The organism is Paenibacillus sp. TC-CSREp1, assembly GCF_050171015.1.
GTDB lineage: Bacteria > Bacillota > Bacilli > Paenibacillales > Paenibacillaceae > Paenibacillus > Paenibacillus silvae.
This window is the reverse complement of sequence record NZ_JBNOKM010000020.1, coordinates 1-25,762: the sequence shown is the minus strand read 5'-3', so window position 1 is coordinate 25,762 and position 25,762 is coordinate 1. Positions and strand designations below refer to the sequence as shown.

At 42.6% G+C, this 25,762-nt stretch carries 22 protein-coding genes, 1 rRNA gene and 1 riboswitch; of the genes, 9 read left to right on the top strand and 14 right to left on the bottom strand.

The features are described from left to right. Window positions 1–66 precede the first annotated feature (66 nt). Window positions 67–2,514 (bottom strand): PQQ-binding-like beta-propeller repeat protein, encoded by a 2,448-nt coding sequence (locus ACQSGY_RS25345; RefSeq protein ID WP_427181435.1) that lies wholly within the window; start codon window positions 2,512–2,514, stop codon window positions 67–69. Window positions 2,515–2,933: 419 nt separating this feature from the next. Between ACQSGY_RS25345 and ACQSGY_RS25340 the strand changes: the two genes are divergently transcribed. Next, window positions 2,934–3,899, top strand: coding sequence for a copper amine oxidase N-terminal domain-containing protein (locus tag ACQSGY_RS25340; RefSeq protein WP_427181434.1), 966 nt, complete (start codon window positions 2,934–2,936; stop codon window positions 3,897–3,899). A gap of 182 nt (window positions 3,900–4,081) precedes the next feature. Here ACQSGY_RS25340 and ACQSGY_RS25335 read toward each other — a convergent pair whose 3' ends face one another. From ACQSGY_RS25335 to ACQSGY_RS25305, 7 genes are all read right to left on the bottom strand, one after another. After that, complete coding sequence (locus ACQSGY_RS25335; protein WP_427181433.1) at window positions 4,082–4,771, bottom strand: ankyrin repeat domain-containing protein; 690 nt, start codon at window positions 4,769–4,771, stop codon at window positions 4,082–4,084. Window positions 4,772–4,780: 9 nt separating this feature from the next. Beyond that, complete coding sequence (locus tag ACQSGY_RS25330; RefSeq protein ID WP_427181432.1) at window positions 4,781–6,289, bottom strand: S-layer homology domain-containing protein; 1,509 nt, start codon at window positions 6,287–6,289, stop codon at window positions 4,781–4,783. A 120-nt stretch (window positions 6,290–6,409) separates the two neighbouring features. Next, window positions 6,410–7,102, bottom strand: coding sequence for a response regulator transcription factor (locus tag ACQSGY_RS25325; RefSeq protein WP_427181431.1), 693 nt, complete (start codon window positions 7,100–7,102; stop codon window positions 6,410–6,412). Beyond that, complete coding sequence (locus ACQSGY_RS25320; protein ID WP_427181430.1) at window positions 7,095–8,573, bottom strand: ATP-binding protein; 1,479 nt, start codon at window positions 8,571–8,573, stop codon at window positions 7,095–7,097. The genes ACQSGY_RS25325 and ACQSGY_RS25320 overlap by 8 nt, the downstream gene beginning before the upstream one ends. Window positions 8,574–9,691: 1,118 nt before the next feature. Further along, window positions 9,692–10,201: a MauE/DoxX family redox-associated membrane protein gene (locus ACQSGY_RS25315; protein WP_427181429.1), complete on the bottom strand. Its 510-nt coding sequence runs from the start codon at window positions 10,199–10,201 to the stop codon at window positions 9,692–9,694. Between the two features lie 623 nt (window positions 10,202–10,824). Next, the gene (locus tag ACQSGY_RS25310) at window positions 10,825–11,331 is read right to left on the bottom strand and encodes a winged helix-turn-helix domain-containing protein (RefSeq protein ID WP_427181428.1); all 507 of its coding nucleotides are present in this window, start codon (window positions 11,329–11,331) and stop codon (window positions 10,825–10,827) included. 478 nt (window positions 11,332–11,809) lie between these two features. After that, on the bottom strand, window positions 11,810–12,445 hold the full coding sequence (locus ACQSGY_RS25305; protein WP_427181427.1) for a winged helix-turn-helix domain-containing protein: 636 nt from the start codon (window positions 12,443–12,445) through the stop codon (window positions 11,810–11,812). Between the two features lie 341 nt (window positions 12,446–12,786). On the opposite strand from ACQSGY_RS25305, the gene ACQSGY_RS25300 reads away from it, so the two are divergent. From ACQSGY_RS25300 to ACQSGY_RS25285, 4 genes are all read left to right on the top strand, one after another. Next, window positions 12,787–13,236, top strand: a complete 450-nt coding sequence (locus tag ACQSGY_RS25300; RefSeq protein ID WP_427181426.1) for a hypothetical protein — start codon at window positions 12,787–12,789, stop codon at window positions 13,234–13,236. Between the two features lie 240 nt (window positions 13,237–13,476). Then, entirely contained in the window at window positions 13,477–14,994 is a 1,518-nt protein-coding gene (locus ACQSGY_RS25295; protein ID WP_427181425.1) for an ATP-binding cassette domain-containing protein, read from the top strand. Then, window positions 14,969–15,406, top strand: a complete 438-nt coding sequence (locus ACQSGY_RS25290; protein ID WP_427181424.1) for a hypothetical protein — start codon at window positions 14,969–14,971, stop codon at window positions 15,404–15,406. The genes ACQSGY_RS25295 and ACQSGY_RS25290 overlap by 26 nt, the downstream gene beginning before the upstream one ends. A gap of 86 nt (window positions 15,407–15,492) precedes the next feature. Further along, window positions 15,493–16,500: an LCP family protein gene (locus ACQSGY_RS25285; protein ID WP_427181423.1), complete on the top strand. Its 1,008-nt coding sequence runs from the start codon at window positions 15,493–15,495 to the stop codon at window positions 16,498–16,500. A 698-nt stretch (window positions 16,501–17,198) separates the two neighbouring features. Here ACQSGY_RS25285 and ACQSGY_RS25280 read toward each other — a convergent pair. Together ACQSGY_RS25280 and ACQSGY_RS25275 are read right to left on the bottom strand one after the other, a co-directional pair. Next, window positions 17,199–17,867 carry a pectate lyase gene (locus tag ACQSGY_RS25280; protein ID WP_427181472.1) on the bottom strand — a complete coding sequence of 223 codons (669 nt, stop codon included), beginning with the start codon at window positions 17,865–17,867 and terminating at the stop codon, window positions 17,199–17,201. A 361-nt stretch (window positions 17,868–18,228) separates the two neighbouring features. After that, window positions 18,229–19,110 (bottom strand): radical SAM/SPASM domain-containing protein, encoded by an 882-nt coding sequence (locus tag ACQSGY_RS25275; RefSeq protein WP_427181422.1) that lies wholly within the window; start codon window positions 19,108–19,110, stop codon window positions 18,229–18,231. A 210-nt stretch (window positions 19,111–19,320) separates the two neighbouring features. Further along, a riboswitch (TPP riboswitch) is annotated at window positions 19,321–19,422 on the top strand. A 479-nt stretch (window positions 19,423–19,901) separates the two neighbouring features. On the opposite strand from ACQSGY_RS25275, the gene thiM reads away from it, so the two are divergent. The 4 genes from thiM (at window position 19,902) to ACQSGY_RS25255 (ending at window position 23,197) form a co-directional block, all read left to right on the top strand. Then, the gene (gene thiM / locus ACQSGY_RS25270; RefSeq protein ID WP_427181421.1) at window positions 19,902–20,720 is read left to right on the top strand and encodes a hydroxyethylthiazole kinase; all 819 of its coding nucleotides are present in this window, start codon (window positions 19,902–19,904) and stop codon (window positions 20,718–20,720) included. Next, window positions 20,717–21,529 carry a bifunctional hydroxymethylpyrimidine kinase/phosphomethylpyrimidine kinase gene (gene thiD / locus ACQSGY_RS25265; RefSeq protein ID WP_427181420.1) on the top strand — a complete coding sequence of 271 codons (813 nt, stop codon included), beginning with the start codon at window positions 20,717–20,719 and terminating at the stop codon, window positions 21,527–21,529. Before thiM ends, thiD begins: the two co-directional genes overlap by 4 nt. Then, complete coding sequence (gene thiE, locus ACQSGY_RS25260) at window positions 21,529–22,194, top strand: thiamine phosphate synthase (RefSeq protein WP_427181419.1); 666 nt, start codon at window positions 21,529–21,531, stop codon at window positions 22,192–22,194. Before thiD ends, thiE begins: the two co-directional genes overlap by 1 nt. 259 nt (window positions 22,195–22,453) lie before the next feature. Continuing rightward, a complete protein-coding gene (locus ACQSGY_RS25255) occupies window positions 22,454–23,197 on the top strand; it encodes a MerR family transcriptional regulator (RefSeq protein ID WP_427181418.1) in 744 nt (247 codons plus the stop codon). A 269-nt stretch (window positions 23,198–23,466) separates the two neighbouring features. Here the strand turns inward: ACQSGY_RS25255 and ACQSGY_RS25250 are convergent, their stop codons facing one another. The 4 genes from ACQSGY_RS25250 to rrf form a co-directional block, all read right to left on the bottom strand. Continuing rightward, entirely contained in the window at window positions 23,467–23,949 is a 483-nt protein-coding gene (locus ACQSGY_RS25250) for a hypothetical protein (RefSeq protein ID WP_427181417.1), read from the bottom strand. 257 nt (window positions 23,950–24,206) lie between these two features. Continuing rightward, on the bottom strand, window positions 24,207–24,863 hold the full coding sequence (locus ACQSGY_RS25245; protein ID WP_188594524.1) for a deoxynucleoside kinase: 657 nt from the start codon (window positions 24,861–24,863) through the stop codon (window positions 24,207–24,209). After that, window positions 24,860–25,483 (bottom strand): deoxynucleoside kinase, encoded by a 624-nt coding sequence (locus tag ACQSGY_RS25240; RefSeq protein WP_188594523.1) that lies wholly within the window; start codon window positions 25,481–25,483, stop codon window positions 24,860–24,862. The genes ACQSGY_RS25245 and ACQSGY_RS25240 overlap by 4 nt, the downstream gene beginning before the upstream one ends. Before the next feature lie 204 nt (window positions 25,484–25,687). Beyond that, a 5S ribosomal RNA gene (gene rrf / locus ACQSGY_RS25235) occupies window positions 25,688–25,762 on the bottom strand; the annotation flags it as partial.

Genomic DNA, 25,762 nt, shown 5'->3' with positions numbered 1-25,762 from the left:
CCGATAACCGGAGCGCGAGCAATCCTGTTCATTTATAATAAAACAACATCACCACCCAGACAAGCTTTAAGGAGAGATTTCTCCTTCAAAACTACTGGCTGGGAAAACCCGGAAACGACCGTTCGCTGATCCGACGTACACTTCATTGCCGATCTGGTTGATCATGCCATTCTTGGCCTCCTGATCCCGATGCTCCGGCGTACCCATTACAACATCATGTACACGTCCGAGCAATGCGCCGTCCCTTTTGTCCATCACCAGCAAATCATCATTCAGGGGAAGCAAAAGTCGATCTCCAATCATCAGATAACTGCCTTGATTCGTCGTATATTTAGCTGATCCGATCGTTTCCCTCGCGCTCCAGCACGTCTCCCCGGTTCTGTAATCTACAGCGGCTGGATGTCCGTTCATGATGGTGTACAACTGATTCCCTTCGACCAACCCCCGCTGCAGCTTCACATCCAGTGTCCACCGAATCTCTCCTGTCTCCGGGTCAAACAAAGATGTTGTAAAATCCTCGTAATCACCATATTGGTCTCCTTTATTATTTTCCCGAATCAGTACCATGCCATCATTCAGCACCTCTAGTTCCTGGCCCGCACGGGCAGGAAATTGTGATAACTTTTTACCTGAAGTCAGATCAAGCAATACCCACTGATGATCCAGCGGCATCCAGCGCTGAAGGGACACCGAGCCAAACGGATCATACCGATCAATGCCATCAAAATAAGAATTATTTTCGATATGACTCAGCTCCGATGATTGTGCTGCTTCGATCTGCCAAACGATACGCCCAGTCTTGGGGTCGGCCGCAGTGAACTGATCCTTATCCCAATACAGAACATAAGGCTCATCTGCACTTCGATTCAGCAAACGATAACCTGTTGTCAGCTTTTTGCTCCATAACCGTTTACCATTTGAACTGTTCAGCACATGAATCCAGCCGTTTGCAGAGCCTTCAGCAGCAGAACGATCCACAATAACCACACCTTGAGCCGCCTTGATTCCTTTCACTACCGATACTTCGTTAGCGGCGTCATTCAGGTGGGTACTGTCACTGCGCTTCTTCTGCTCCTCGGGCTTATACTCCCATCGCAGCTTGCCGTCCTTGAGGTTGATGTGCCGCACGCGATCCCGATATTGTTTACGATCGAAGTCATAGCTTGTGAATAACGTAACCGCATCACGCTTCGTATTTATGAACGCTTGGGCAGGACCGAGTCCGCTGTGCACCCTCCAGAGCAGTTTGCCTGTATGCCGATCCAGCGCGTAGTATGAATCCTCAAAGTGCATACCGCTGAACCCGCCGTCATCTCCCTTCATCAGAAGTACATCCTCTGTACCCGCTTGCAAAAAGGTATAGTTCAAATCGCCCTGATTCACCCATTCAGGCTTCCAGGGAAGTGTCTGCGGCAACACTCTGCCAGCGATTTCATGGGTGTAAGAAAATACATCAAAGCGGCCATAGCCCCGGTAGTAGGGTTCATCATTCCCCCGATTTGCGGGCTTGTTCCAGCGAACCTCAATCAGCTTGCCCTTTTCATCAAAGGTTAGCAGCAAATGTGCATCCTGGCGCTCATATCGCCAGGTCTGTCCAATCTGCATTGTGTATCCTGTATCCTTCATATTTCTCGAATGTTCCTTCCAATCCGGCTCCCCCAACCACTTCACGGCCTGCTTGGAGGTTGTGATCTGGCTCAGCTTGGTATCCGTTAGAAGTTGGAGGAAGGGCAACGATAAAGGCTGTTCTCGCGTAAACCAGCCATCTATAACAGGGGTCTGGTCCGTAATATCGGTTTTCCTGATCCATAGCAGTGCATGATGATAATTAGTTTCTTCACTGTGCCAAATGCGCGGAGCGATTGATACGCCGTACCATTCCTTCCATTCTGCCACAATCAGCGCCTGGGTTAGCTTCGTTTGGTTAGAAGGCCAGGTTACTGTACTGTCTGGAGTCAAATAAAGCTTGCTTCCAGCTCGAACGGCGAACGTCTTGGGGGATATCTCCGTCATGCTGCGGCTCTGCTTCAGCACATACCAGCCAGGCAGCCAGTAGCTGTCCTGCTCCCTGGTTTTAATCTTGATCCATTCGCCCTGAACCGCTGCCAGAGTATACTTTTCCTTCGGGGATGTTCGATATGTAATCTTCATCTGATCGGTTGCAATGCGGTGATCCTTCGGTCCGCTGAATAACGGCAAGCCGTCTCTCAGTGTTACTTTTTCTCCCTTCTTGTAGGGTACGTTGATATTAGGCTCCGTCATTCCTTTGATGGCAATCGGTTCGATTGAACCCGGGGTCGGGGAATGGGATAACGTTGAGGTAGTCAAAGCAGTGTTTGAGAGTTTTGTTCGGGCGTTCATCTCGAGCGTCTGTGGTATGGAATCCTGAGCCTGTGCGTTAGTTAACGCTATCCGGGTACCCGTCAGTATCGTTCCGCCCAACAGTACAGCCGCTATTCCAGTTAGTGCTGTGCATATGTAAAACCATGTTCTGCGATCAGGTACTTTTTTCACGTCCATCCTTCCCCCAATAGAAGTTATTTCCATATAGGACGTTCCAATTCTCCAAAAAGTTACTATATAAGTTGAACTAAAGATTTTACACAACCACTCCGATGACAGAACAACCTTCTAATCGCTGTTATCCCCAGATTTTTTTTGGATTCCCTTTCCAAAGGGTAAAATCCGGTGATAAAGGCGAAGCTTATGCTTCCGATGCAGCTTTCTTGCAGAAAGCTCTTAGCTCCGCTTTTTCAGGTTTTTTCTGTCCTCTCCGTTCACGTGTAAATAAATAAGTGCAACTTATATAGTGTAATTTCTCTTGCATTCCGAAGTTTATGATACAGATTTTGGGTTAATATCTTATGGATATTCCATTAATATGCAACTTTTGGGATAAACAGTCCGTCTAATGACTTGAAAGGAGAATGAACATGAACAAAACAAACTCTACACATCACTCTTATTGGAAACAAAAAAAATGGAAAATGATGCTGGCCGCCTCGATTTTGACCGCAGGAGCGGCACCTGCTCTGTTCACCCCTTCGGTGGCTGAAGCAGCCGCAACAGTTAAACCCGCAGCTTACATTAACAATATGCCTGCACAATATGATGTGGTCATCCGCCAAGGTGTCACGTACATTGCACTGACTGAACTGCAATTCCTTGGAGATTATACCTTCGGTTACGATAATAAAAGCAAACAAATCAGTATTACTGCTGGCAGTGACAAATACGTGCTCACACCTAATAGCAAAACGATGAAAAAGAATGGACAAACCGCCTCCTTGTCCTCAGCTCCAATTCTGGTGAAAGGAAAAGCGATGCTTCCGCTCCGTGCCATCGGGGAAACATTCGGTGCACAAGTACGCTGGAATCAAGCAGCCAAAGAGGCTTATATCTACGATACAAACGCTGCTGTGGTGAAGGATTATAACGGTTCTGATCTGACCGCTGCTCGTGAAGCTGCCATACAACTGCCGCGGTTTTCTGATCTGGGCCAGCCTCGCCTGAAGGTGAAAAATCCGTTAGGGCCAGTTGATTCATCCACTGCTTATATTTTCGAGCAAGGACAAAAGGATCGTTTCTTCACGATAGAGGATAGTGATCTGGTCAGCTATTATACGATTACCAATGGAAATGCAATGCTGAAATGGCAGGCAAATCTGGGTAAACAAGCCGGAACCATTGGCGATCTGTTCTTTATCAAAGCAAAATCGATTGCCGAAGTAGGAAATCGACCTTCTGTTGCTGGTAAAACACTTGTGTCCTTCAAGTACTCACTCATGCTGGAGGAAACAGCCTATGATCTGATGGACAAGTCCGGCTCCTTGGATAGCGGTTCTGTTGCTCCAGCCAAAGGCAAAATTATTGTTGAAGTGCCTGGAGAGAAGAAGTAGTTCAGATATAAGGACACGATGATCCTCCCAAAAGTAAGGAAGTAACCATTAAAAAACGGGATGAAGCAGTTATTTTACTGCCTCTCCCGTTTTTTATGTGTTTCTATAAATTCGGAGGAACCGAAACCGATGTTTTTTCATAGGGTGCAATTCCTAATCGACGGATTCCAGCAACCGTGTCGCTATTTTGCACCAGCTTGAATCAATAGGGCCTCGATTTCCTTAAACCCTTTTGCTTTGGCATGACGGAGGGGAGATATACCATCGCCATCAGCCAGATTAACATCGGCTCCATGATGAATGAGTAGCTCAATCGTTTCCTGCTGCCGTTTGTTGCCATCGTTTAGAATGATTGCCTCCAGCAGTGCTGTCCATCCTAAACGATTCACATGATTCACATCTACCGAGGTTTGCGTCAGCAGTTCTCGAACCACCTCGACATATCCATGCTCAGAAGCAGGTATGAGTGCAGTTCCACCATAGCGGTTTGTAATAGAAGGGTCTGCTCCGGCCTGAATGGTAAGCTTCAAAATATCCAGATAACCTTCAGCTCCTGCATATAAAAACGGGCTATTTAACATGTCGTCCTGCAGGTTAACGTCTGCTCCTGCTTCGATCAGCTTTTGGGCAGATGCAGTATCATGATTGTACGTCGCAATCATCAGGGCCGTTCTTCCTTTCTGATCCTGAGCCTGAACATTGGCCCCCTCTTGAAGAAGTTTAACAATGCCTTCGGTATCTTTAGCTTCAGCTGCACTGAGTAACTGCTCATCTAGTAAAGCCAACGTTCTCTCCTCCTTTTCATTAAACATACAGCCTTGAACGATCAGCACACTGCTGATCAGTATGATTAGCAGCCATGATTTGTTCATGCGCCCTCCTTACTGCTGTACCACCGTCACAGATGAAGCAACACCCCAATCGCCAACCGGATTCAGCGTATAGACTGTGTCTGACACCAGCTTGCCTTCATTCGTAAGTTCAAATATACCTGCTGCACCCTTCCGGCTCGAATATTTATACGCAGCTGTCAGAACACGCCCATCTGGTGCTTTCAGGGTAACACTCCGACCAGAGAAAAGTTCATCCCCCGGATCTTGGGCAAGCGTCACTTCAATGGCCGTTTCACTCGAGACTTTGGCACTCTCTATGACTAATGCTTCAAACGATTTTGCAGTAAATGAAGCATTCTGGATATGGGCCCATTCGGAAGTTACGGTATAGGATACCCCTGGTTTCAAAATCTGCCTTTCAGGCAATCGGAACTTTGGTTCTTGTCTGCCATCAGTCGACTGAGTAAACGGAACATACTTCGCAATCATCGGTTCTCCGTTTTCCGGTGTAATCACAACTTGTCTTCCCTGCATGGAAGAGATGACCTGGTACGTTTTGCCGTCCGCCTGCTCCTGATCGTCCAGTACAAAGGCATTGCTGCCTCGGCCAGCACTGTATGCAGAAATAATATAACCGTAATCCACAACACCGTTCTGTTTCAGCGCTTCAATCTCAAATGTATCATTCGTGACTTGACGAACCTGACTCATGTTGACTTTCACGTCACTGCCTGTGAAAGAGCCCGCAGCTTGCCCTTTATATGTAAGGCTGTATGCTTCTCCAGCTTGTTGAACAGAGGTTGGCACGATGTATGTAGCAATTGAGCCTGTTTTCAAACGAGGCATATTGGTCAAGGTCAGTCCCCCGCTGAAAGCAAAATCTGTTTTTGATTTGGCAAATACCTCATCTTCTGTGGTAAGCGGCTTGTCAAAAGTAATAACAAGTGTCATGTTGTTCAGTGGTTTAATGTTTTTTATTTTTGCCTGGTCCGAAGGAATCGCTTGGTAAGCCTTGTGCAGGGTTACTGCCGCTTCTCCACGTGTCACAGAGCCCGTTTCTTCATAAAAAGCACTCATCCAATGATGCACGGATTTCACATCACGTTTCAGAGCTTTAGAAACAACTTCTTTCAGTTCGGCATCGCTCACCGAGCTTTGAGGTTGAAATTGGCCATTCTCTGCCTGCATAATGCCAAGTTCCACAAGCTTTGTGGCATAAGGCGCATACCAAGCGTCAGCGTGAACATCGGTTATCGTTTTACTTTCCCCGTTCTGGTCTTGCAATTGAAATGTCTTATAGATCAATGCCGCTAACTCTGCACGGGTAATGGCACGATGCTCTCCCATTGTGTGATCGCTGTATCCGTTCATGATATCCAGACGATTCAGCTCCTTGATTGCACTCTGCACCTGCTGATCCGTAAGCGGCATTGCCAAGGCTGAAATAGGTGTGGTGTAATCAGCTGCCTGGGTTTGTGATGTGGTTAACGGTAACACTGCTGTTCCCAATACGGTTATTGCCAGTACTGCTGCTATTTTACGAGTTGTATGATTCATGAAAGTTCTTCCCCTCTATAGGCTTTTTTGTATCTACCTATATAGCGTAGAGGAAAAAAAGAAACTCCCAAGGTTAAATATATTAAAAATGTATAAACTGGAGCTAATCTTTATCTAAACTCATATCGTGAAACGATATCCTGCACCCCAGACCGTCTCTATATACTCCGGTTGCTTGGGATCACTCTCCAGTTTGCTGCGCAGTTTTCGGATATGCACAGTAACAGTGGCAATATCACCGCTGGATTCCATACCCCAGATGCGCTCAAAAAGATCAGATTTGCTGAATACGCGATTCGGATGACTCGCCAAAAATACAAGCAGGTCAAACTCTTTGGTCGTAATCCCTACCTCTTCTCCGTTCAAAAACACACGCCGTGATCCCTTGTCAATGTGAAGACCACGAATGTGGATCTCATCCTGCTCGGCCGGCCTGCTCTTGCCAAGCAAACGCTCATACCGGGTCAGGTGAGCCTTCGCTCTGGCCACCAGTTCACTTGGGCTGAAGGGTTTGGTAATAAAATCATCCACGCCCAGATTAAACGTTCGGATTTTGTCAATCTCTTCTTTTTTCGCGGAAACGACAAGGATCGGCACTTCCTTCTCGTCACGAATAAGCTTGCACAATTCAAACCCGTCCATGCCCGGCAGCATAAGATCTACAATGACAAGCCGGTATTCCTCTTCCAGCGCACGACGCAAGCCTTCAACACCATTATGGCAGAGCTCCACCGAAAACCCATTCAGTTCAAAATAGTCTCGCTCCAGCTCGGCTATCGTTGTTTCATCCTCAATAATTAGAATATCAATCATGGTTGTGCTTCCCTTTCTCTAACCGTCTCAATTGAATATGGATGCTTGTTCCTTCACCGAGCTTGCTTTCCGCCCAGATTAAACCACCATGTCCATCTATAATCTGACGGGCGATAGCCAGTCCGAGTCCACTCCCGCCTGTAGACGAGTTCCTTGACTGTTCGGCACGATAGAAACGCTCAAAGATGTGAGGTAGTGCCTCCTCCGAGATCCCTTTTCCATTATCCCTAAAAATAAGGGTATTCCACTCCTGATGCGCTTCAAGAATGATGCTCAATCGTTTGTCCTCATGATCCATATACTTGAGTGCATTATCTACAATGTTAACGACGGTGCGCTTTAATTTATCCGGATCCACAGCCGATACCGCTGAACCCGAGGTTCGGTTATGCCACGCCAGTACCACGCCTTTGTCCTCCAGATCATATCGCAGCTCCTCGATGCTATCCTCCATAAAATCAACCAGATCAACCGGATTGAAGACAAAGGGCTCCTGATTTAAATCCAGTTTGGAGTAGAGAAACAATTCATCCACCAGTTTATCCATACTAACCGCTTTGGAGTGAATGATATTTATATAACTCTCCATCTTTTCTGGCGTATTAGCTACTCCATCACGAATCCCCTCGATATATCCTTTAATATTGGTGATCGGAGTACGCAGATCATGCGAAATGTTGGAAATCAACTCTCTGCGGCTGACCTCATCCTGCTGCCGCAGCTCATTGGAGCGCTGTAGCTGTTGCCGCATACTCTCAAAGGCTTCACTAAGCTGTCCAACCTCGTCATTGGAGGCAGGTTCAAGCTCAAATGATAAATGACCATTCTTGATCTGTTCCGCCGAGCTTCGAAGCTGATGCAGCGGTTGGATGAAGCTGCGTGTGATCCAGCGGAACAGGAGCAAATTAGCGATAACAAGTACACCAATTAACAAAAGAGACATCACGGGCAGAAGCTTGCGAGTCAGCTCGGCGAAGGGACTTCTCTCCCGAATCACAAAAATACTGCCTCGTTTTTCGTCTGAATATTGAAAATCAAACTTGGCATAGGCGTAGAAACGCTCACCAATGTTAAATGTGCTTCGAATCTGATTATTGCTCAGATCATAGGAAGGCAGTGCTTGCCCCAGTCCCGGTTGATGGAACGTTCGTGACTCAAAGATCGGATTGTTCTCACGCCTGACGTAGAGCCCGGATTTCTCGGCTCGAAGCTTCATATCAAACTCTCGAAGCAGTACCTTGTTCTGCAGCTCGTCTGGACTATTTTTAGCCATAAACTTCATCTCTTGAAAAATGGCCTCTCCCTGTTCAGTGAGTGGATTGACCTGATAGTGGACTTTGTATATATCCCGAAAGCCTTGCAAATCCCCAGTTGCTGCAATGGTATAGAGGCTTGCTGTAAGCAGAATAAACAATAGGCTGATCACAAGCATACCTGTAAAAGACAGCAGCATTTTGATACGAATTGACATGATATCCCCTCTTAACATGCGTTTGGTCCAGTTGTGCACATGTTATCACAAGAGCGCTGCCATTGCCCAGTTCAGGCTTTATAGGCTGCGCCGTCAGTAATATTAACGGTGCCTGAAGTTACAGAACCTAGTGAGGAAAAAGCAATAGCTATTTATTTCTTTTCATTTTTTTATCCTTTCTGATATAAGCTAAATTTTAAAAACTAGTTATGAACCAAGAAGATTTCCAGACGACTACCTCTAACTGAAATAAAAAAAGACAAGCCCTTTTTAATTAGAAAAGAACTTGTCTAATAAAGCAAAATATATTTTTACGCAGCTGATAGGCAGACTTTAAGTCCTATATAGATAACAAATTTACGCCATGAGAAGCTCTCAACTAAACTCAAGGATGTTTACAGTCACAACCTTCATATTGTGAACTCACATAAAAACAATTTGTGGTTCCCGATGAATTTTTGCATCGGTCATAATAGTGCACATAACCGATTCCCCAAATATCACATCCGTCCTCACAAGTTCTGTTTTCATTGCATTTCCCTACATAAGTCCAACCACTCGGACATCCAGCCATTTGAATTCCTCCTTAAAAATAATTAGATAATTCTGACCTCGTCACCAATTGAACTATGATACTTTATTGTAATTTAAAGTAATTATGACGAGATACTTCTATTGTAACGAAAGTATAGATTCAGAAAATAAATAAAATCTAAAACTTTAGACGTAATAGTTTGCATTTTCAACAAATTTTATCTTATTCCCATTAAGAACGTAGGCTGCATTAGTTTTATAAATTGACGGATCTTTCATTATTGAGGACGCATGGATTAATTTAATGTGATCTAACTTTTTTTGTTTAGTTTTATACAGCCACAGGGGTCCAATAAATATAACTACTGTGTTTTCAAAATCACCATTCATCAACTTATCTTCGATGCTTTGAACATCTTGAGCTTTGTAGTTCAAAAAAATGAAACTGTAGGAGACATCCTTGCTTAAATCAAGCCGAGAAAGGCATTTTAACAATACTGCTTTTTCGGCGACTTTTAATTTGTTACTTACCAAGGCTAAACATATTATCAAAACCAACACAATAATAACGAATATCCCAATATTCATATTTCAGGCCTCAGTTTCTTTAATTTATGTAGATGATCACTAATATCAAAAATCAAAATTAATATACTGAATCCCAGTAACAAATATATAGATTGGTTAATGTTTCTTTCCGGATTTGATAACCATATTTGAATCAGAGATAGAATAATAAAAAATAGGTTTCTAACAATAGGATTTTTATTCAAAAAATGCACTTTCCCAAAACAGTTACATGATTCTTCGCCTTTTTCGCGTTTTTTTCTGTAAGTAATAATGGTAAAGAACAAAAATAAGCCGATTGTTGCTGCTTCTTTATAGCCATTTAGAACATGGCACGCATAAAATATGGCTAACAGAAATTCTAACGTGACTACAGCAACAGCACTCAACTTAGCTAAAGAAGGCGGAACAACGTTATAACTCTTTATTTCGTAAGAGAAGTTGAACATATTTCTTGCTTTGAAATAAAAAGAAACGAAAAAAAGAAAAGAAAAGAAGTAATCTATAACAGCAGATGTTACTTCCATAATGAAGACCTCCTGTAAACAGATTAAAGGTAATACATTTCTTAGGTTGACAAATAAGTAAGTATACATCGCTAGTGCACTTTTGACTAATTGAAGTTAGGCACGATAAAAAAATGATCATACCACTGTATTAACAAGAGAATGACCCTGTTAGGAGTAACTAGCGTACGGAGGAAGAGATAGACTATAATAATCCGATCCGCAAACATAGCTCTTCACGATACGGCCCTCGTTGTTAATACTGTATAACCATGGAATTGTCCCTGTTTGAAGATGAGTTTTCATTTCCTCTGACTTCAACGAATAGACACGATAACTTTCAAAAACACTTCGTAACAGTTGGATATCTTTTTCTGGAGCGTCAATTAAAATAAGAACATTAGCATCTCTATTCTCATTGTTGAATTCGACCAGTGACTCTAACGCACTCTCACAAGATCTGCAGGACACACTTAGTAGTATGACCATTAAGTATTCGTTTTTAATGCAATCATATAGATAAATTCCTTTCTCATGAATGAGAATATTCGGTAGTTGTTCTCCAACTTGAAGAACTGAAGGTCTATACTCTATTTTTTTATGCGGTAAATTCATGAATTCTCTTCCCCCATCTTATTTTTTCTTCATAATTTTAAAATGTAGCCTCCGCCACTTCTCGTTAATAAATATTCCGGTTTTTTAGGGTTGACTTCTATTTTTTTTCTTATTTTTTGTATGGTCATATAGACATTAGCTTCGGAACCGAAACCATTCCAAACCGATTTCAAGAGTTCGGTTGTATAAACAACGCTGTTACACTGATTAATGAGAAATTGAAGAACCTGATACTCTCTGGAACTTAAATAAATACATTCATCATTTTTCAATACAGCTTTTCTTTCAAAATCAAGGTACAGTTTTGTGGCATAGCGATCTCCATCAGTCGACAATACATTTCTTTGTACAAATAATCCCATTTTCCCTAGAATACTAAATGATTTTTCTATACAGTTGGTCGAATCATAATACAAATAAATATCAGCCGTAGTCTTTAAATATAGATTAATCAGATATTGCAGCTCGTATTCTTTTCTGAGAACTGACCAATGAACAATTATTTTCTCAATTTTATCTAAATAAACTTTTTTCAACTCATTCTTACTACATATCGTAATGATCGATGCTTCATTAAATAAGGAATGTACATATGTTAGGAAACTTAGATTATCCGTCCACAATAGAATTCTCATATAAGCTCCATTTCTCTGTTGTAAGTAATGCACAAACTACTAAATTTTCAATATCAAATGTAATTAAAGAACACCTGCAAAATTTAGCAGGCGTTCTTTGTTACTTTCTTATTATCTGCACTCGCAATCTTCAAAAGTACTAGAAACATAGTAGCATTTCGTAGTCCCGCCTTGAGAGCAACGATCATAAGTATGCTTGTATTGAATTACAAATCCAGCATATGCAGGATTGTCACATGAAGATGTGCTGCAAGAGTAGTCAGTACATGTTCCAATAAAATTCCATCCAGTAGGACATGCCATTATGATAACCTCCTCTCTTTATAAACTATTGTTTTCGTCCTAAATGTATATTTTTCTTTTGTATAAATCTATAAATTTACCCTAAATTTGTTTTAGGAACTTTAAACATATACCCTCCTCCTTTTTTTGTGATTAAGTATTTAGGTGATTTGGGATTAATTTCTACTTTATTTCGAATTTTCTGAATAGTCATATAGACATTGGCCTCGGAAGTCACTCCCGCCCATACCCCTTTAATAATCTCTTCGGTATTAACAAGTTTCCCTTTATTTTGAAATAAAAAATAAAACAGGTTGAATTCTTTTTTTGTCATTTCAATTTCAGTATTACCTTTAATGGTAATTGATCTATTCGTTGGATTTATTTGGATTAACTCCTCACAACAGAACGTTGTAGAAGTAAATTCATTGAAAATAACGTCTCTTTCTTTTAGTTGATAGCACAGCTTCCTGAATAGATTATGTAATTCTTTGTCCCACTCATGATCAACAATAATTATATTGATCCCAAGTTTCACGTTTTTTCTAAAATATATAAAATCAGTTTTTGTAAAACTAGGAGAATCTAGAATGATACATCTGACGTAACTATGATCAACACTAAGAAACGAATGAATATCTGAAACAATTATGAATTCTCCTGATTCCAGAAGAATTTTGTTAATTTCTGGTGTATACATAACTGAATAATCTTTCCATATCAATATTGACAAAGTACTCCCTCCTTTGGTTGTATTACGATTTGTCTGGATATAATCTGAGCAACAAATTCTCCTTGAGGATAGAGATACACGAAAAATCAATGTTTTATGCAACTTAAAGCGATGAAAGCATGTAACTGAACTAGTTCAATAATGTGGCAAATCTCTCCGTAAGGTTACATTTGTGAATTAGTGGTAAATTGTTGCCCTTAATAATAATTACATATCATTCGCCAAAAAGTCTATATTTATGACAATATTGTACATTTATTTTAAATATTTAGAGTTTATTTATGTAACTATTATTACATTCTTCATATAATAAATTATAAAAACATAGGAGCGATATTACGATGGAAAAACCCAAATTTTTAGAAAAGTACGATTTAGATATTCTCAAAATTGACGATTTTTTACCGAACATGCCACTTTCAGAACACACCAATTTACATGACCTAATGGAAGATCATTTAATCCTTTTTTTGGCTAGTACACATTGTGATTTATGTGAAAAAACACTAGAAGTTATCGAAGAATATACAAAAGAAAATCAAGATTTAAATATAGTAGTCCTTCTAGACTCAGATCCAGCGGGTATCGAAGTTCTAATTAATCATTTTAAAAACCGCATCCAACTTTATTTGGTCCCCCCTCACATAATGAACAAATATCTAAAAATGAGATTTCTACCTGTAGGTTTTGCAGTTGATAGCAGTATGAAAATCCTAACTACTCATTCTGTTCAAGATATGAATTCATTCCGGGATTTAGTAGAACCTCTGCAAATACACTTATCGAGGTAATATATGAATTTCAATATACTTAGCAAAGAAGTCCATCGTAATTCTTGGAGACTATATTTTACGATTCTCATACTGGGATTGTTAACAGCAATATTATCTACGAGTCAGATACAAGCTACTAAACATCTAACTGACACCTTAGTCAGTGATCAAATTAGCACACAACAAGTTATATTATGGATGAGTCTTCTTTTTTGTGTGTACATTGGAACAAATATCGTAAAGATTATAAACACGTACATGCAAGATAAAGTGCGTATACAAATGAGCTTCAATCTGGATACCATTTTTCTAAGTAAAATCAATCCACAAACGATTACTAAAATTGAAACACCAAAATATCAAAATGATCTAAATGTTGCAAAATATGGTTTTGACTCTATATCCAGTTTAACACTTTCCTTTCTGCAGTTTATTAGTCTGTTATTCTCCATAACCTTTTATTTTGTTATTTTATTTCAGAAGATTTGGTTTCTTCCGTTTATTGTGCTTCTTCTCAATCTGCCTAAATTGCTTAATGAATCTAAACTAGCAGTAAAGGAATACCAATATATTGAGCAAACTACAGAAGTCTCAAGGAAACGTTCAATACTTCAGGGTCTTCTCTTAACACCGCTAGCTATTAAAGAGATACTCATATTTGCCGCTAAACCTTTTATCCTGAATCATTGGGATCAATCATATAGAGAAGAAAATATTCAAACGCTAAAATATAAAAAACTTGAGTCCGTTAAAAAACTTATGCTAGGAATACAATCTAACTTAGGGTTACTTTTGAATCAGTCTATTTTAATATTCACCTTGATAAACAAAACAATCTCATTTGGTGATTATATTTCCCTTTTAGCAGCAATTACGATGATTGAAGCGTCCTTTTACGGGATTGCAAGTTACTACAGACAAATTAGACAATATAATATATCAACCAAGAAATTAGTTGATTTTTTGGGGAATTATTCTAATATGGGTAATGAGACAAAGAATAGTATCGTCAGTGACTCTAGAGACATCCACATAAGAGACCTTAGCTTTCAATATCCAAACCAAAACATTAATACTCTTGAAGGAATCAATTTAAAAATTAAAACTGGTGAGAAACTCACTATTGTGGGTAGTAATGGTTCCGGAAAATCTACTCTATCTAAAATTATTGCTGGATTACATGATATTGAGGAGCAAAAAGTTTTTTTTGATGGGAGAGATATAAAATCTTTAGATTCAACGTCATATTTCACAAAGTTTTCTATGGTTACTCAAGATTTTATGAAATACCCTTTTACATTAGGAGAAAACATCTCTCTCTCAGATAATCCAAATTTAAGAAAAATTAAGGAAATACAAAAAAACTACTCAAATCTTCTGCCTGATATTGATTTGAATACGGTACTAGGGTATGAATATGAGGGGGCAAAACAACTTTCAGGTGGCCAGTGGCAAAAAGTAGCTTTAGCTAGAGCATTATATAAAGATTGCGACTATATGATCCTGGATGAAGCAACTTCCGCATTGGACCCAGAATCAGAATTTAAATTTATCCATACATTCATTCGAAAAGAACGAAGTAAAAATTTAATTTTTATCACACATAGATTAAATTTATGCAAACTTTTTGACCGAATAATTGTTATGGATAATGGGAGAATAGTAGAACAAGGAACACATCATCAGCTTATGAATATAAGAGGCAAGTATTTTAGTTTATATCACAGCCAAAAAATGGAGGAAGAACACAATGGGCCTGTTCAAACAACTATTTAAAAATGCACAACAAGGTAATGAAACTTCAATCGAACCGTTCCAAACAGGGGAAGTTTTCCCTAGCCAAGACTACAACGAAAATAACAATGCAATTTTCCTATCACTAACTTGCCAAGACTGCATCGAGGTCATTACAGCCCTCCAACAGGTTAGTACTGAAAAAACAGAGGCGCTTCCTAATTTGGCACTTTACATTGTCGCTTCGGAAGAGGAAGTCAAGGAACTTGATACTTACTATAATTCTAGATTTATTATTCATGCAATCTCTAAAAATGAGCTAGTTCAAAAATATAGAGTTCCTAGCACACCATATTGTTATAAGAGAGATAACAGCAATCGAGTCATCAGTTCAATGGAGTTTGACGATTTAAATTCATTTATGAAGATACTAATTGGTGATCATATCATCTGACTTAGCGGGGAGTTCTAAGAGGCTTTTTTGCATCCTTAGAACCCGCTTTTCATTTTTAATAATCATTTAAGGGAGTGACGCTTTTCATGGAGTCAAAAAAACGAAACAAACGTAAAAAAATTAACAAAACAAAGTGGGCTGTAATATCACTTACAACACTTCTTCTTCTTTGTGGTTTTGGTTACTTGTTTAGAAAAGAATTATCTGTTTTTGCTTTTAATGCAGTGTTGAAAAAAGAGGTTAAGACAACATTAAATAAATCATATAAACCAGTCGGATATGAGGTCAAAAGTCCCAAAATAGAGTTAAGTGAGCCCTTCTCCTTACTTCTCCTTGGTATAGACCAACGTGAAGGAGAACCTAGTAGATCAGACACTATTATTTATTCTGTAATTCGACCGAAAGATGATAAAATATTATTGATCTCCATTCCTAGGGATTCCTATACCGATATTATAGGGAGAGGGGTTACATCAAAGATAAATTCTGCATATGCACATGGTGGAGCAAAAATGAGCATCGATACAGTCGAAAATCTTTTAAAAAACAAAGTGAATTACTATGCTGCAATAAATTTTAACGGACTGAAAGATATTGTTGATGCCATAGGTGGAGTAAAACTTCCGATAACTGAGGTTATTGAAAATAAAAATCCAATTCATGAAAAGTTAAGGGTAGAGCCAAATAAGCCAATCTATTATGGTGCGGACGCTTTGAGCTATGTTCGCTATCGTGAAGATTCTGATTTTAAGCGTACCGAACGCCAGCGAATTTTTATCAGTTCCTTAATGGATAAAGCATTAGAAATGAAAAATATATCCAAAATTCCAGAATTAATTGATATTGCGGGTTCCAATTTCACCACAAATATGGATTCTGAATTTATTCTGAATTTAGCAGAAACAGTTTACTTGAAGAATTCTGCTCCGAAATTTGAAAATTACATGTTACAGGGTAATGGCAAAATAAGAGGCACTACATGGTATTATGATCTTGATCCAGAAGACTTGGAGTATGCTCAAAAGCTTATTACTAGCTGGCTCAGCAGTAGCTCCAATGAGGGAAATCTGCTGCATCCTAAAAATATGGACTAACATTATCAATGAATATGAAAAAAACTAGTAGTGTATGTATATCCTACTAGTTTTTTTTCATTAGCAACACTGTGAATAGTGACTATCTGCCCAAAAGCAGTCAGTTTCACCCGTTTTGTTGTTTCTACATCTGTAATATTCATGTCTGTACCAAGTATATTCCACAACCGGTAAGGTACTACACACTTGATTAAGATTGCATGAATATTGATCGTTACATTTACTAGTGTAAGTCCATCCTGATGGACATCCTGCCATATTATCACCTCCTATGTAATATGAATTATATATCGATTTCATGAAAATTAACATAAATTGAACATAAAGGGAATCTAAATGTTAGGGACAAACCTCTTAGCATTTAATAACACCCCTCAGTTTAAGTATATCAACCATTATAACAATATATATATTTCCTCTTTTTTTACATTACCAGATGCTACCTGATTGACATCAGCTAGGTATAAAATGAACTCTTAGACCAATTTGTAAGGCATCACCGAATAAGTGTCCGTTCAAAAGCTCAAAGAAGAAGATAGTCAAAAAAAGGATAAAGCAGCATCTCCTCTGCTTCATCCTGTTTTTGACATGTTGTTTACTAGCGATATATCAATAATAAAAAGTTCAAGCCTGCTGAAGCAAATCAGCTAAAGCACCTATGCCATTACATTTGTTTTGATCATTACGCCAAGTGCAGTTTAATACTGTGTGTTTCCTGACTGGCTCGTTTTACCCGAAGCAAAGCCCTTGAATAAGGTTGGTACTTTGGAATAGCGGGTGTTCGTGATCTTCCCTTGAGATACACTGCTGTCCGTACGCATAATCGCATCTTTAACATTAGAAATGTTGGAGTTGTCCAGCGTCATGTTAACCGCAAAGGTCGTACCTCCATTTTGCCGTACCAGCTTGCCAATATCATCCGCTCGGAAATTTTTGATGTTAATGGTGCCTGCCGCATTGATCTGGAACACTTTATCATAGGCTTTATATGCTGCACCGCCAGTGATATTTACGGTCCCTGAAGATTTTAATGTCAATGCATCCTCGCCTACATCCTCCCATACAACGTTGGAAATATTACAGCTGCCGTAACAATGCACACCGTCCGCTGCAGGTGCACCAAGAATAACGTTTTTCAACGTAGCTCCTGCTTCCAGCCGGAATACAGGTTTCTGATTTTCCGCTTGAGAACCGTCACCCAATGTAGAGGGATTCGCTACAAACGTTTTTCCCTGCCCATCATAAGTCGTGCCCTTTGGTACCACGATGGTTGAATTGACGACGGTCGGTGCAGCCGCAACAGGCATTACACCAAATACAGAAGCAACGAGACCGGCAGACAACAAGAGCGTTAACATTTTTTTCATCATCAACATCCTCCCTTGATTTGAGTATTTCGTTGAACAAGCCGCTGGCTTGTCTACAGGAACCTTTTTGAGGTAAACGGCACACCCCCTGTTCGGAACCTGATTCAATCCTACAAAAAAAGGAGGATTACAGGAATAATCCCTGGATTAGATTTACCAATTCCGGTAGTAATACAGATGTGGTCTCAGCTTTCTACAATTCGCATTTATTAATATGTACCGATATTAACTAGCAGTATGCTGCTTTTACCCCTTGTTCATGAGCGCAAAATAACAGAAAAGACCCTATTGGCTGCTTACAGACAATAGGGTCTCATCTCTCAAATCGGTCAAAATCCGAAGGGCATAGAGTCATCCAGCCTCAAGCACCCGTGCCAAACCGCTGGCGATATCCACACTTGCGGCACAGTTCCTCCACAGCCTCCCGTTTCGAAAAGCCGTATACCAGATTGTTGGCCCGCTCCCCATCAACGATCTCGGAGAAAGACTGCTCATGAATATTGCCAAGGTTAATAACACCTTCACCATCAAGGCAGCATGGAACAACCGTTCCATCCACCAGCACCGCAGCCTGACTGCGCAGCGCATGGCAAAAGCCTTTTCCGTCATCTTCCGGTGCATCCAGACTTGGCCATTGGAATTCGTGGTCCTGATTCAGATATACATTCGGTGCAATTTTGACACCGCTGCCCGGAACGACCTTTTCCTCAATACGGAAGTCCAGATTGAATTCACGCTCCAGCACCTCAAGCGTTTCCCGATTTCGATTCATCTGGGCATTCGTAAAGTTATCCTGTGTGAGATTCCACAGCCGGAACGAAATAATAACATTATGCTTCACAGCTTCACGAGCGAAAGTCAAAATATTGCGCAAATAACCATCACGATCCGTTGATCCCTCATGTCCGTCAAAGCTGTGCAGGGAGAAATTCATCTGTCTCAATGCAGGTTTGCCCAGCAGTTTATGCTGTGTCTTTGGCAGGAGTGTACCATTGGTTGTAATGTTAACCTTGAATCCCTTCGCATGAGCGGAATCCAGGAGCAGGTCGATTTTGGGATGCAGCAAAGGCTCGCCTTTGACATGCAGGTAAATATGTTTGGTGTGCGGTTTGATCTGATCCAATATATGATTAAACACTTCAGGGTCAATAAAGCCTTTGGCTCTTTTCGTTTGTGGACAAAAGCTGCATGCCAGATTACAGATGCTTGTGATCTCGATATATACTTTCTTGAACGTTTTCAACTCAGGGTCCCCATTCTGCCGGGAGGAAAGTGAAACAGTTCCTGCCCTCATTCTTTATGCGGCCATATGGGCCAATCCCCATTATATCGGGTTAACGAGCGAAGGTAAATCGGTAAACCGCAGCGTTGCCAAAACAAGCGTCAAGTCTCATGCCCTCTTTACATTCTGGACGCATGTGATATATGCTTGGATCATAACTGCATATTTTGCACATCACACTGGGGGAGCCTTACGGCTGAGACGAATATATCATTCGGACCCTTTGAACCTGATCTGGATCATACCAGCGGAGGGAAGTGGAGCAGCTCTTGTGGATAAAGGATTCTCCATTGATTTGGCAGAGTCCATGCTGGTAAAACCTCTATAGCTTCGCTCATTTCCTCTGGAAATGAGTGGGGCTTTTTTTGTTTTCTCATCGCATGGGCATGGACGGGAATTCGTTAAAGACTTGCTCTCGCCGCGTATGAACCTTAAAAACGGTAGATAAATTGCCGGAGCTAATGATCAAAATGGAGCTGCTTTTGGCTTTGAACGAAGTTCAAAGTAAGGGAAGCGATAGCTCGAACACAAGCTGTACAAAAAAGCTGTTACAGAGGCCGTTGCGATCGGGAGGATAACAGCCAGATGAGTGTACAACTTTCCCTTGTATGACCTTAGAAAATCTGGGTACAAAACGGATGTTCATCGGGATTCATGTGTGAATAAGCCGTATTGCAAGTTCTTCGATGTAATGGTCTGGATGTAAATACCAGCTTGTCTCACCATGCAATTCATTTTAGATCAAGGAGGTAATGACGTTGTCTTATCTTGAGCGTGTACGTGCACTTAATCCTTTGGTTCATAACATTACAAATCTGGTGGTAGCCCCTTTCACTGCCAATGGCCTGCTTGCCCTTGGAGCCTCTCCGTTCATGGCCTATGCTCACGAAGAAGTTGCTGACGTTGCAAGTATCGCTGGCGCAGTTGTGCTGAACATCGGTACATTAGATGAAAAGGTAGTTCAAGCCATTCGGCTGGCAGGACAGTCCGCTAATGCGCATCATGTACCCGTTGTGCTTGATCCTGTCGGTGCCGGGGCAACTGCATATCGCACGGAGACGGTGCAGCAGCTTGTTCGTGACCTTCGGCTTACTGTATTGCGCGGGAACGTTGCCGAGGTTGCTCATGTCATAGGTGTACCCTGGAGTATTAAAGGTGTGGATGCCGGGGAAGGTGAAGAAGACCGGATCAGCATCGCGGAACGGGCTGCACAGCAGCTTGCATGTATTGTTGTTATTACGGGTCAGTACGATATCGTTACGGATGGGTATCAGACGTTTCTCATCAGCAACGGACATGTACTGCTTACGAAGGTCACCGGCGCGGGATGCCTTCTCAGCTCGGTCGTTGGCGCTTTTGCAGCAGTTGCCCGGCCGGGAGATGATTTACTGAACAGCATTGTCGAGGCTGTTGCTTTTTACGGTGTTGCAGCCGAACAAGCTGCCGCCCTTACAGCTCAGCAGGGTCCAGGCAGCTTCCAGATGGAGTTGTTAAACCAGCTTGCGAAGGTGACACCCGAGTTCGTATCAGAACATTCACAGATCCGTCAGATCCGCGGAGGTGCAAGATGAATATAACCCAGGCTTTGACAATAGCAGGTGCCGATAACGGCGGTGGTGCAGGTATCCAGGCAGATCTCAAAACCTTTCAGGAGCTTGGAGTATACGGAATGACGGTGATCACAGCCATTGCGGCACAGAACACAACAGGTGTCCAAGGTGTATTCCCCATCAGTTATGCCGGCATAGCCCAGCAGCTTGATTCGACGGGAGCAGACTTTGAACCACATGCAGTCAAAACCGGCATGCTGTACAGTGCCGAGATTATTCGTCTCGTTGCAAGCAAATGGCGGCAATACGGCTGGTCCAATCTGGTTATTGATCCGGTAATGGTAGCCAAAGGCGGAGCGCCGCTGCTCCAGCAGGAGGCCGTACAAGCTCTCATTGAGGAGCTTTTGCCTCATGCCTTGATTACCACGCCCAATATTCCCGAAGCGGAGCTGCTCACAGGCATGAGCATTAACAGTCTGAGCGAACGTGAAGAAGCCGCAAAGCGATTAGTGCAGATGGGCACAGCATATGCCTTGATCAAAGGGGGACATGATGCGGGAAGCGGCATGATTGTGGATGTTTTGTATGACGGGCAGTCTTTTCATTATCTGGAGAATGCTCGGGTAGACACACGGCATACCCATGGTACAGGCTGCACGTTCTCTGCTGCCATTACGGCCGAACTGGCCAAGGGTTCGACTGTTGTGGCTGCCGTTACAACCGCGCGAGCGTTTATCCAGGCAGCCATCGAAGATGAGCTGGGAATCGGGGCCGGGCACGGACCAACGAATCACTTTGCGTACCAGCGCAGACAGCGGGGTGAGCGCTAATGCGGGTATGGGATGCAGAGACGGTGCGCCGCGCGCTGCGGCTGTATTTGGTAATGGGCAGCATCAATACGACGCGTGACCCGGTGGAGGTGCTGCGCCAGGCGATTACTGGCGGCATTACGATGTTCCAGTTCCGCGAGAAGGGAACTGGAGCATTGGCAGGCGAAGCCCGCACAGCGCTTGCGCTGCGGCTTCGCGAGGTGTGCAGCCAGCACGGGATACCGTTCATCGTGAACGATGATATGGAGCTGGCTGTGCAGGTGGAGGCCGACGGCGTGCATGTCGGCCAAGGCGATGCGGACGCGGCGCTGGTGCGCGCCCGCATTGGCGAAGGGCGGATGCTTGGCGTATCCGCCCACTCCGCCCTTGAAGCCCGCCGTGCCGTGCAGGCGGGCGCAAGCTATCTTGGCGTCGGGCCGATGTACCCGACGCGCTCCAAAGCGGATGCCCACGCTGTGCTGGGCCCCGCCGGGGTTGCGGAACTGCGCGCCGCAGGCATCGCAGTTCCGGTGGTTGGTATCGGCGGCATTGCGCCCGATACCGCGGCCGCCGTGATGGCGGCTGGAGCCGACGGCGTAGCCGTCATCTCCGCCATCGCGGGTGCGGCCGATGTGCGCGCAGCGGCTACACAGCTCGCTGCGATCACGCTTGGGGAGCAGGCATAGCCGCGCTCCCCACACACCCACAAACCAGGATGCAGCCGTGCGGTGCTGCATCCTTAACCTTTCAGTACCAGCCATCTAAACGATGAATCTTTTACTGTTCTTGTACTTCATATATAATCACTCTCAAATACATCATGTATAATTCCCTCTCAAGCACCTCATATATAATCCCCTCATCGACAGCTCACCTCCGAAAAATACATGTTGACTCTCACGCAACGTGACACTGTACAATTCATGTTGTAAGGAGGTCTTACTCATGGCCATGAAGGTTAAGGAAGTCTCTGAACTGGCTTCCATCAGTGTGCGCACACTGCATCACTATGACGAGATCGGGCTGCTTGTCCCGGACGAGATTACCGCTGCCGGATATCGCATGTATTCCGACGCCAATCTGGAACGGTTGCAGCAGATTTTATTTTTCAAAGAGCTGGGCTTCTCCCTGAAAGAAATTAAAAATATTATAGATGACCCGACCTTCAGCGCGGAGGAAGCACTGCATATGCACAAGCTCATTCTGCTCGAAAAACGTCAGCGTCTGGACCAGATGATTGCAACCATTGATAAAACCGTATTACACCTGAGAGGAGAAATTAAGATGACTGCCAAAGAGCAATTCCACGGCTTCGATTTCAGCCATAACCCTTACGAAAAAGAAGCGCGCGAACGCTGGGGAGATCAGGCCGTGAATGAGGCCAACCAGAAATTACAGCAGCAACCTGCGAACAAACAGAAAGAACTGGCTAAACAAATGAACGATATTTTTGCACGCTTGGCAGCACTTCGCCACACAGCGCCTGATTCCGCAGCAGCACAGGCCGAGATCAAGCAATGGTATATGTATTTGAATCAGATTGGAAACTACACTCCAGCTGCCTTCAAAGGACTTGGGCAAATGTATGTAGAGGATGAACGCTTCACTCGAAATATGGATCAGTTTGGCGAGGGACTGGCACAGTTTATGTGCCAAGCGATGGCCATATTTGCCGACCGCAACGAATAGCTTCCAAGGACATACTGCACTCCTGCTCCATACTCTAGGAGGTAAACCTGCTGCGATCATACATGCAGTTTCATCTTCCCATTCAGAACAATGCCCTCACATCAAAAAAGGACGTACGCCCCTGGCGTAACGTCCTAATCCTTTTAGAAGCTAAACGTATTACGGCCGCAATGTGATCCCTACGGATGGGACGCACTCCGAATACTTTTTAATATCTTCTTGGTGAATCTTGATCTATGCTTCCACTTCCGAATTCAACCTGACCTATGTTAAGCTCTAGGTGTTTGATCCGAGGTTGACGCTTCTGAAGCCATGCTTGTTTTCGCCATCCGGCCTGGAATCTGCCATGCGGAGACGATAGCCAGAACGACAAACAACAGATCGATGGGCTCACTGAAATATTCCGTGAATGTTTCTGCAAATGCACTGATCATTTCTCCGTTAAACACCAGATTCATCATACTCATATCCGTGTACAACTGAGCTGTAAAATATACAACCGTCAAATATTTGCCCAGCAAAATACCGATGAGTGAGAAAACTACAGCAATAATTTTGTGTACCGTCGCAATTTGTTTGTTGGAGAACAGCACTACGGCGTAACCACACAGCACCCCTACCAATATGGCGATAAGTCCAACCTCATACTCCGTCATAGCTGCAACCGCAGCCCATACCACACCTCCCAGTATGGCAGCAATCAAACCGCCGATGATCGGCATCCCGATTTTAACTCCTTGCTTTTCTTCCACGATGTCTTTCCCTCCTGAGTCATGCTAATACTGATTTTCCAGAATTCACCTTTACTATAAAACCACATAAAGCTTCAAATTTCAACAACTTTCTACTTTTTTCTACCCATATGCAGTCTTATCTGAACATGTCGTCTCACCTAATGCTCTCAAATTCGCTGCTGATCTAACAAAAAACACCCCTTCTACAGCCTGATTTCACCGTAAAAGAGATGTCTGCTTCCTCTTGTCTTGACCTAGAGGATCAATATATTTAATTATACCTGAGCTTTTCTGGAAGGCTGTATAACAGCCGAAATCTGCTCCAAAATAGCATCCAGCGAAGCCGGATCATGCACGTCATATTCATCAATGTTCAGCCGCAGCACAGGACACGCCGTAAACTGGTTAATCCACACCGAATAGCGTTCATGCATATGCTCCCAATATGAACGGTCCGTTTGAATTTCCATCTCACGTCCACGTTCCGTAATCCGGTTCAGAATGGAAGGCAGACTGCCTTCCAGATAAATGAGAACATCCGGGTGTGGAAAATAAGGTGTCATCACCATTGCTTCAAACAAGCTGCTGTAAGTTTCAAAATCAGTAGCCGACATCGTTCCCTGATCCGCATGCATTTGTGCAAAAATGCCCGTATCCTCATAGATAGAACGATCCTGTACAAAGCCGCCGCCCATTTCAAAAATTTTCTTCTGCTCTTTAAAGCGCTCTGCGAGAAAGTAAATTTGCAGATGAAAGCTCCAGCGTTCAAAATCATGATAAAACTTCTCTAAATAAGGATTGTGATCAACCTGCTCCAGAGATGTTTTGAAATTCAAACGCTCTGCGAGCGCTGCTGTTAACGTTGATTTACCCACCCCTACTGTTCCTGCTACTGTGATCAATGCATTCGCTGGAATGCCATAGTTATTCATATCATAAGCTCCTTTACCTGATTAACGATCTGCCTGAAATGCTCAGGATGCTGTACGAAGTCAAGCTGCTCCGCATTAATTTTAAGAATAACGGGCGGATTTTCCCCTTTAGCCAAATCATTCATGCCTGTCTTGTAATCAGCGATCAACTGCTTCATATAAGCCGGGTCCATATTCTGCTCAAACGAACGCCCTCGCTTGTTAATCCGGTACATCAGCGTATCCAGCTCAGCTTCAATGTAGATCACCAGATTCGGCTTCGGCAGGTCATCCGTTAACAGATGATAAATTTGACGATATTTGTCCCGCTTTGTTCCTTTTAAAGTGCGTTCAGCAAAGATCATATTTTTGTAAATATGATAATCCGATATAACCGGGCTGTTCTGCTGAATATAATGTGCGCCCGTGTCCTCCAGCTGTTTAAATCGGTTGCACAGAAAAAACATTTCGAGTTGAAAGCTCCACTCGTCAATATTTTGATAAAAGGAGGCCAAAAATGGGTTCTCCTCAACAATTTCTTTAACCAAAGGAAGGTTCAATTCCTGGGAAAGCATCGTAGCCAACGTTGTTTTCCCCGCTCCAATCGGACCTTCAACGGCAATAAACGGGGCTGATTTCATGGTGTTACTGTTCCTCCTCGTACATATGCGTGTTCCGTTTTTATATAGACCCCACCTATTGTATCACAGCTTGGTCCAAGGAAAGAGCAGTATTTTATGTATATAAAAAGTCCAAACGGAAAGACATGTCCTGTATCGTCGTATCATACTCATCATAAAAAAACAAAAAGACACACCAGATAATCATCAAGTGTGTCTTCCGTTGCTTGGCGGCGTCCTACTCTCCCAGGACCCTGCGGTCCAAGTACCATCGGCGCTAGAGGGCTTAACGGTCGTGTT

Excerpts from the sequence above, each read along its gene's own strand:
- ACQSGY_RS25340 (WP_427181434.1), top strand. The coding sequence starts at position 2,934 with ATGAACAAAACAAACTCTACACATCACTCTTATTGGAAACAAAAAAAA.
- ACQSGY_RS25335 (WP_427181433.1), bottom strand. The coding sequence starts at position 4,771 with ATGAACAAATCATGGCTGCTAATCATACTGATCAGCAGTGTGCTGATC.
- ACQSGY_RS25330 (WP_427181432.1), bottom strand. The coding sequence starts at position 6,289 with ATGAATCATACAACTCGTAAAATAGCAGCAGTACTGGCAATAACCGTA.
- ACQSGY_RS25325 (WP_427181431.1), bottom strand. The coding sequence starts at position 7,102 with ATGATTGATATTCTAATTATTGAGGATGAAACAACGATAGCCGAGCTG.
- ACQSGY_RS25320 (WP_427181430.1), bottom strand. The coding sequence starts at position 8,573 with ATGTCAATTCGTATCAAAATGCTGCTGTCTTTTACAGGTATGCTTGTG.
- ACQSGY_RS25315 (WP_427181429.1), bottom strand. The coding sequence starts at position 10,201 with ATGGAAGTAACATCTGCTGTTATAGATTACTTCTTTTCTTTTCTTTTT.
- ACQSGY_RS25300 (WP_427181426.1), top strand. The coding sequence starts at position 12,787 with ATGGAAAAACCCAAATTTTTAGAAAAGTACGATTTAGATATTCTCAAA.
- ACQSGY_RS25295 (WP_427181425.1), top strand. The coding sequence starts at position 13,477 with ATGCAAGATAAAGTGCGTATACAAATGAGCTTCAATCTGGATACCATT.
- ACQSGY_RS25290 (WP_427181424.1), top strand. The coding sequence starts at position 14,969 with ATGGGCCTGTTCAAACAACTATTTAAAAATGCACAACAAGGTAATGAA.
- ACQSGY_RS25285 (WP_427181423.1), top strand. The coding sequence starts at position 15,493 with ATGGAGTCAAAAAAACGAAACAAACGTAAAAAAATTAACAAAACAAAG.
- ACQSGY_RS25280 (WP_427181472.1), bottom strand. The coding sequence starts at position 17,867 with ATGAAAAAAATGTTAACGCTCTTGTTGTCTGCCGGTCTCGTTGCTTCT.
- thiM (WP_427181421.1), top strand. The coding sequence starts at position 19,902 with ATGACGTTGTCTTATCTTGAGCGTGTACGTGCACTTAATCCTTTGGTT.
- thiD (WP_427181420.1), top strand. The coding sequence starts at position 20,717 with ATGAATATAACCCAGGCTTTGACAATAGCAGGTGCCGATAACGGCGGT.
- thiE (WP_427181419.1), top strand. The coding sequence starts at position 21,529 with ATGCGGGTATGGGATGCAGAGACGGTGCGCCGCGCGCTGCGGCTGTAT.
- ACQSGY_RS25255 (WP_427181418.1), top strand. The coding sequence starts at position 22,454 with ATGGCCATGAAGGTTAAGGAAGTCTCTGAACTGGCTTCCATCAGTGTG.
- ACQSGY_RS25245 (WP_188594524.1), bottom strand. The coding sequence starts at position 24,863 with ATGAATAACTATGGCATTCCAGCGAATGCATTGATCACAGTAGCAGGA.
- ACQSGY_RS25240 (WP_188594523.1), bottom strand. The coding sequence starts at position 25,483 with ATGAAATCAGCCCCGTTTATTGCCGTTGAAGGTCCGATTGGAGCGGGG.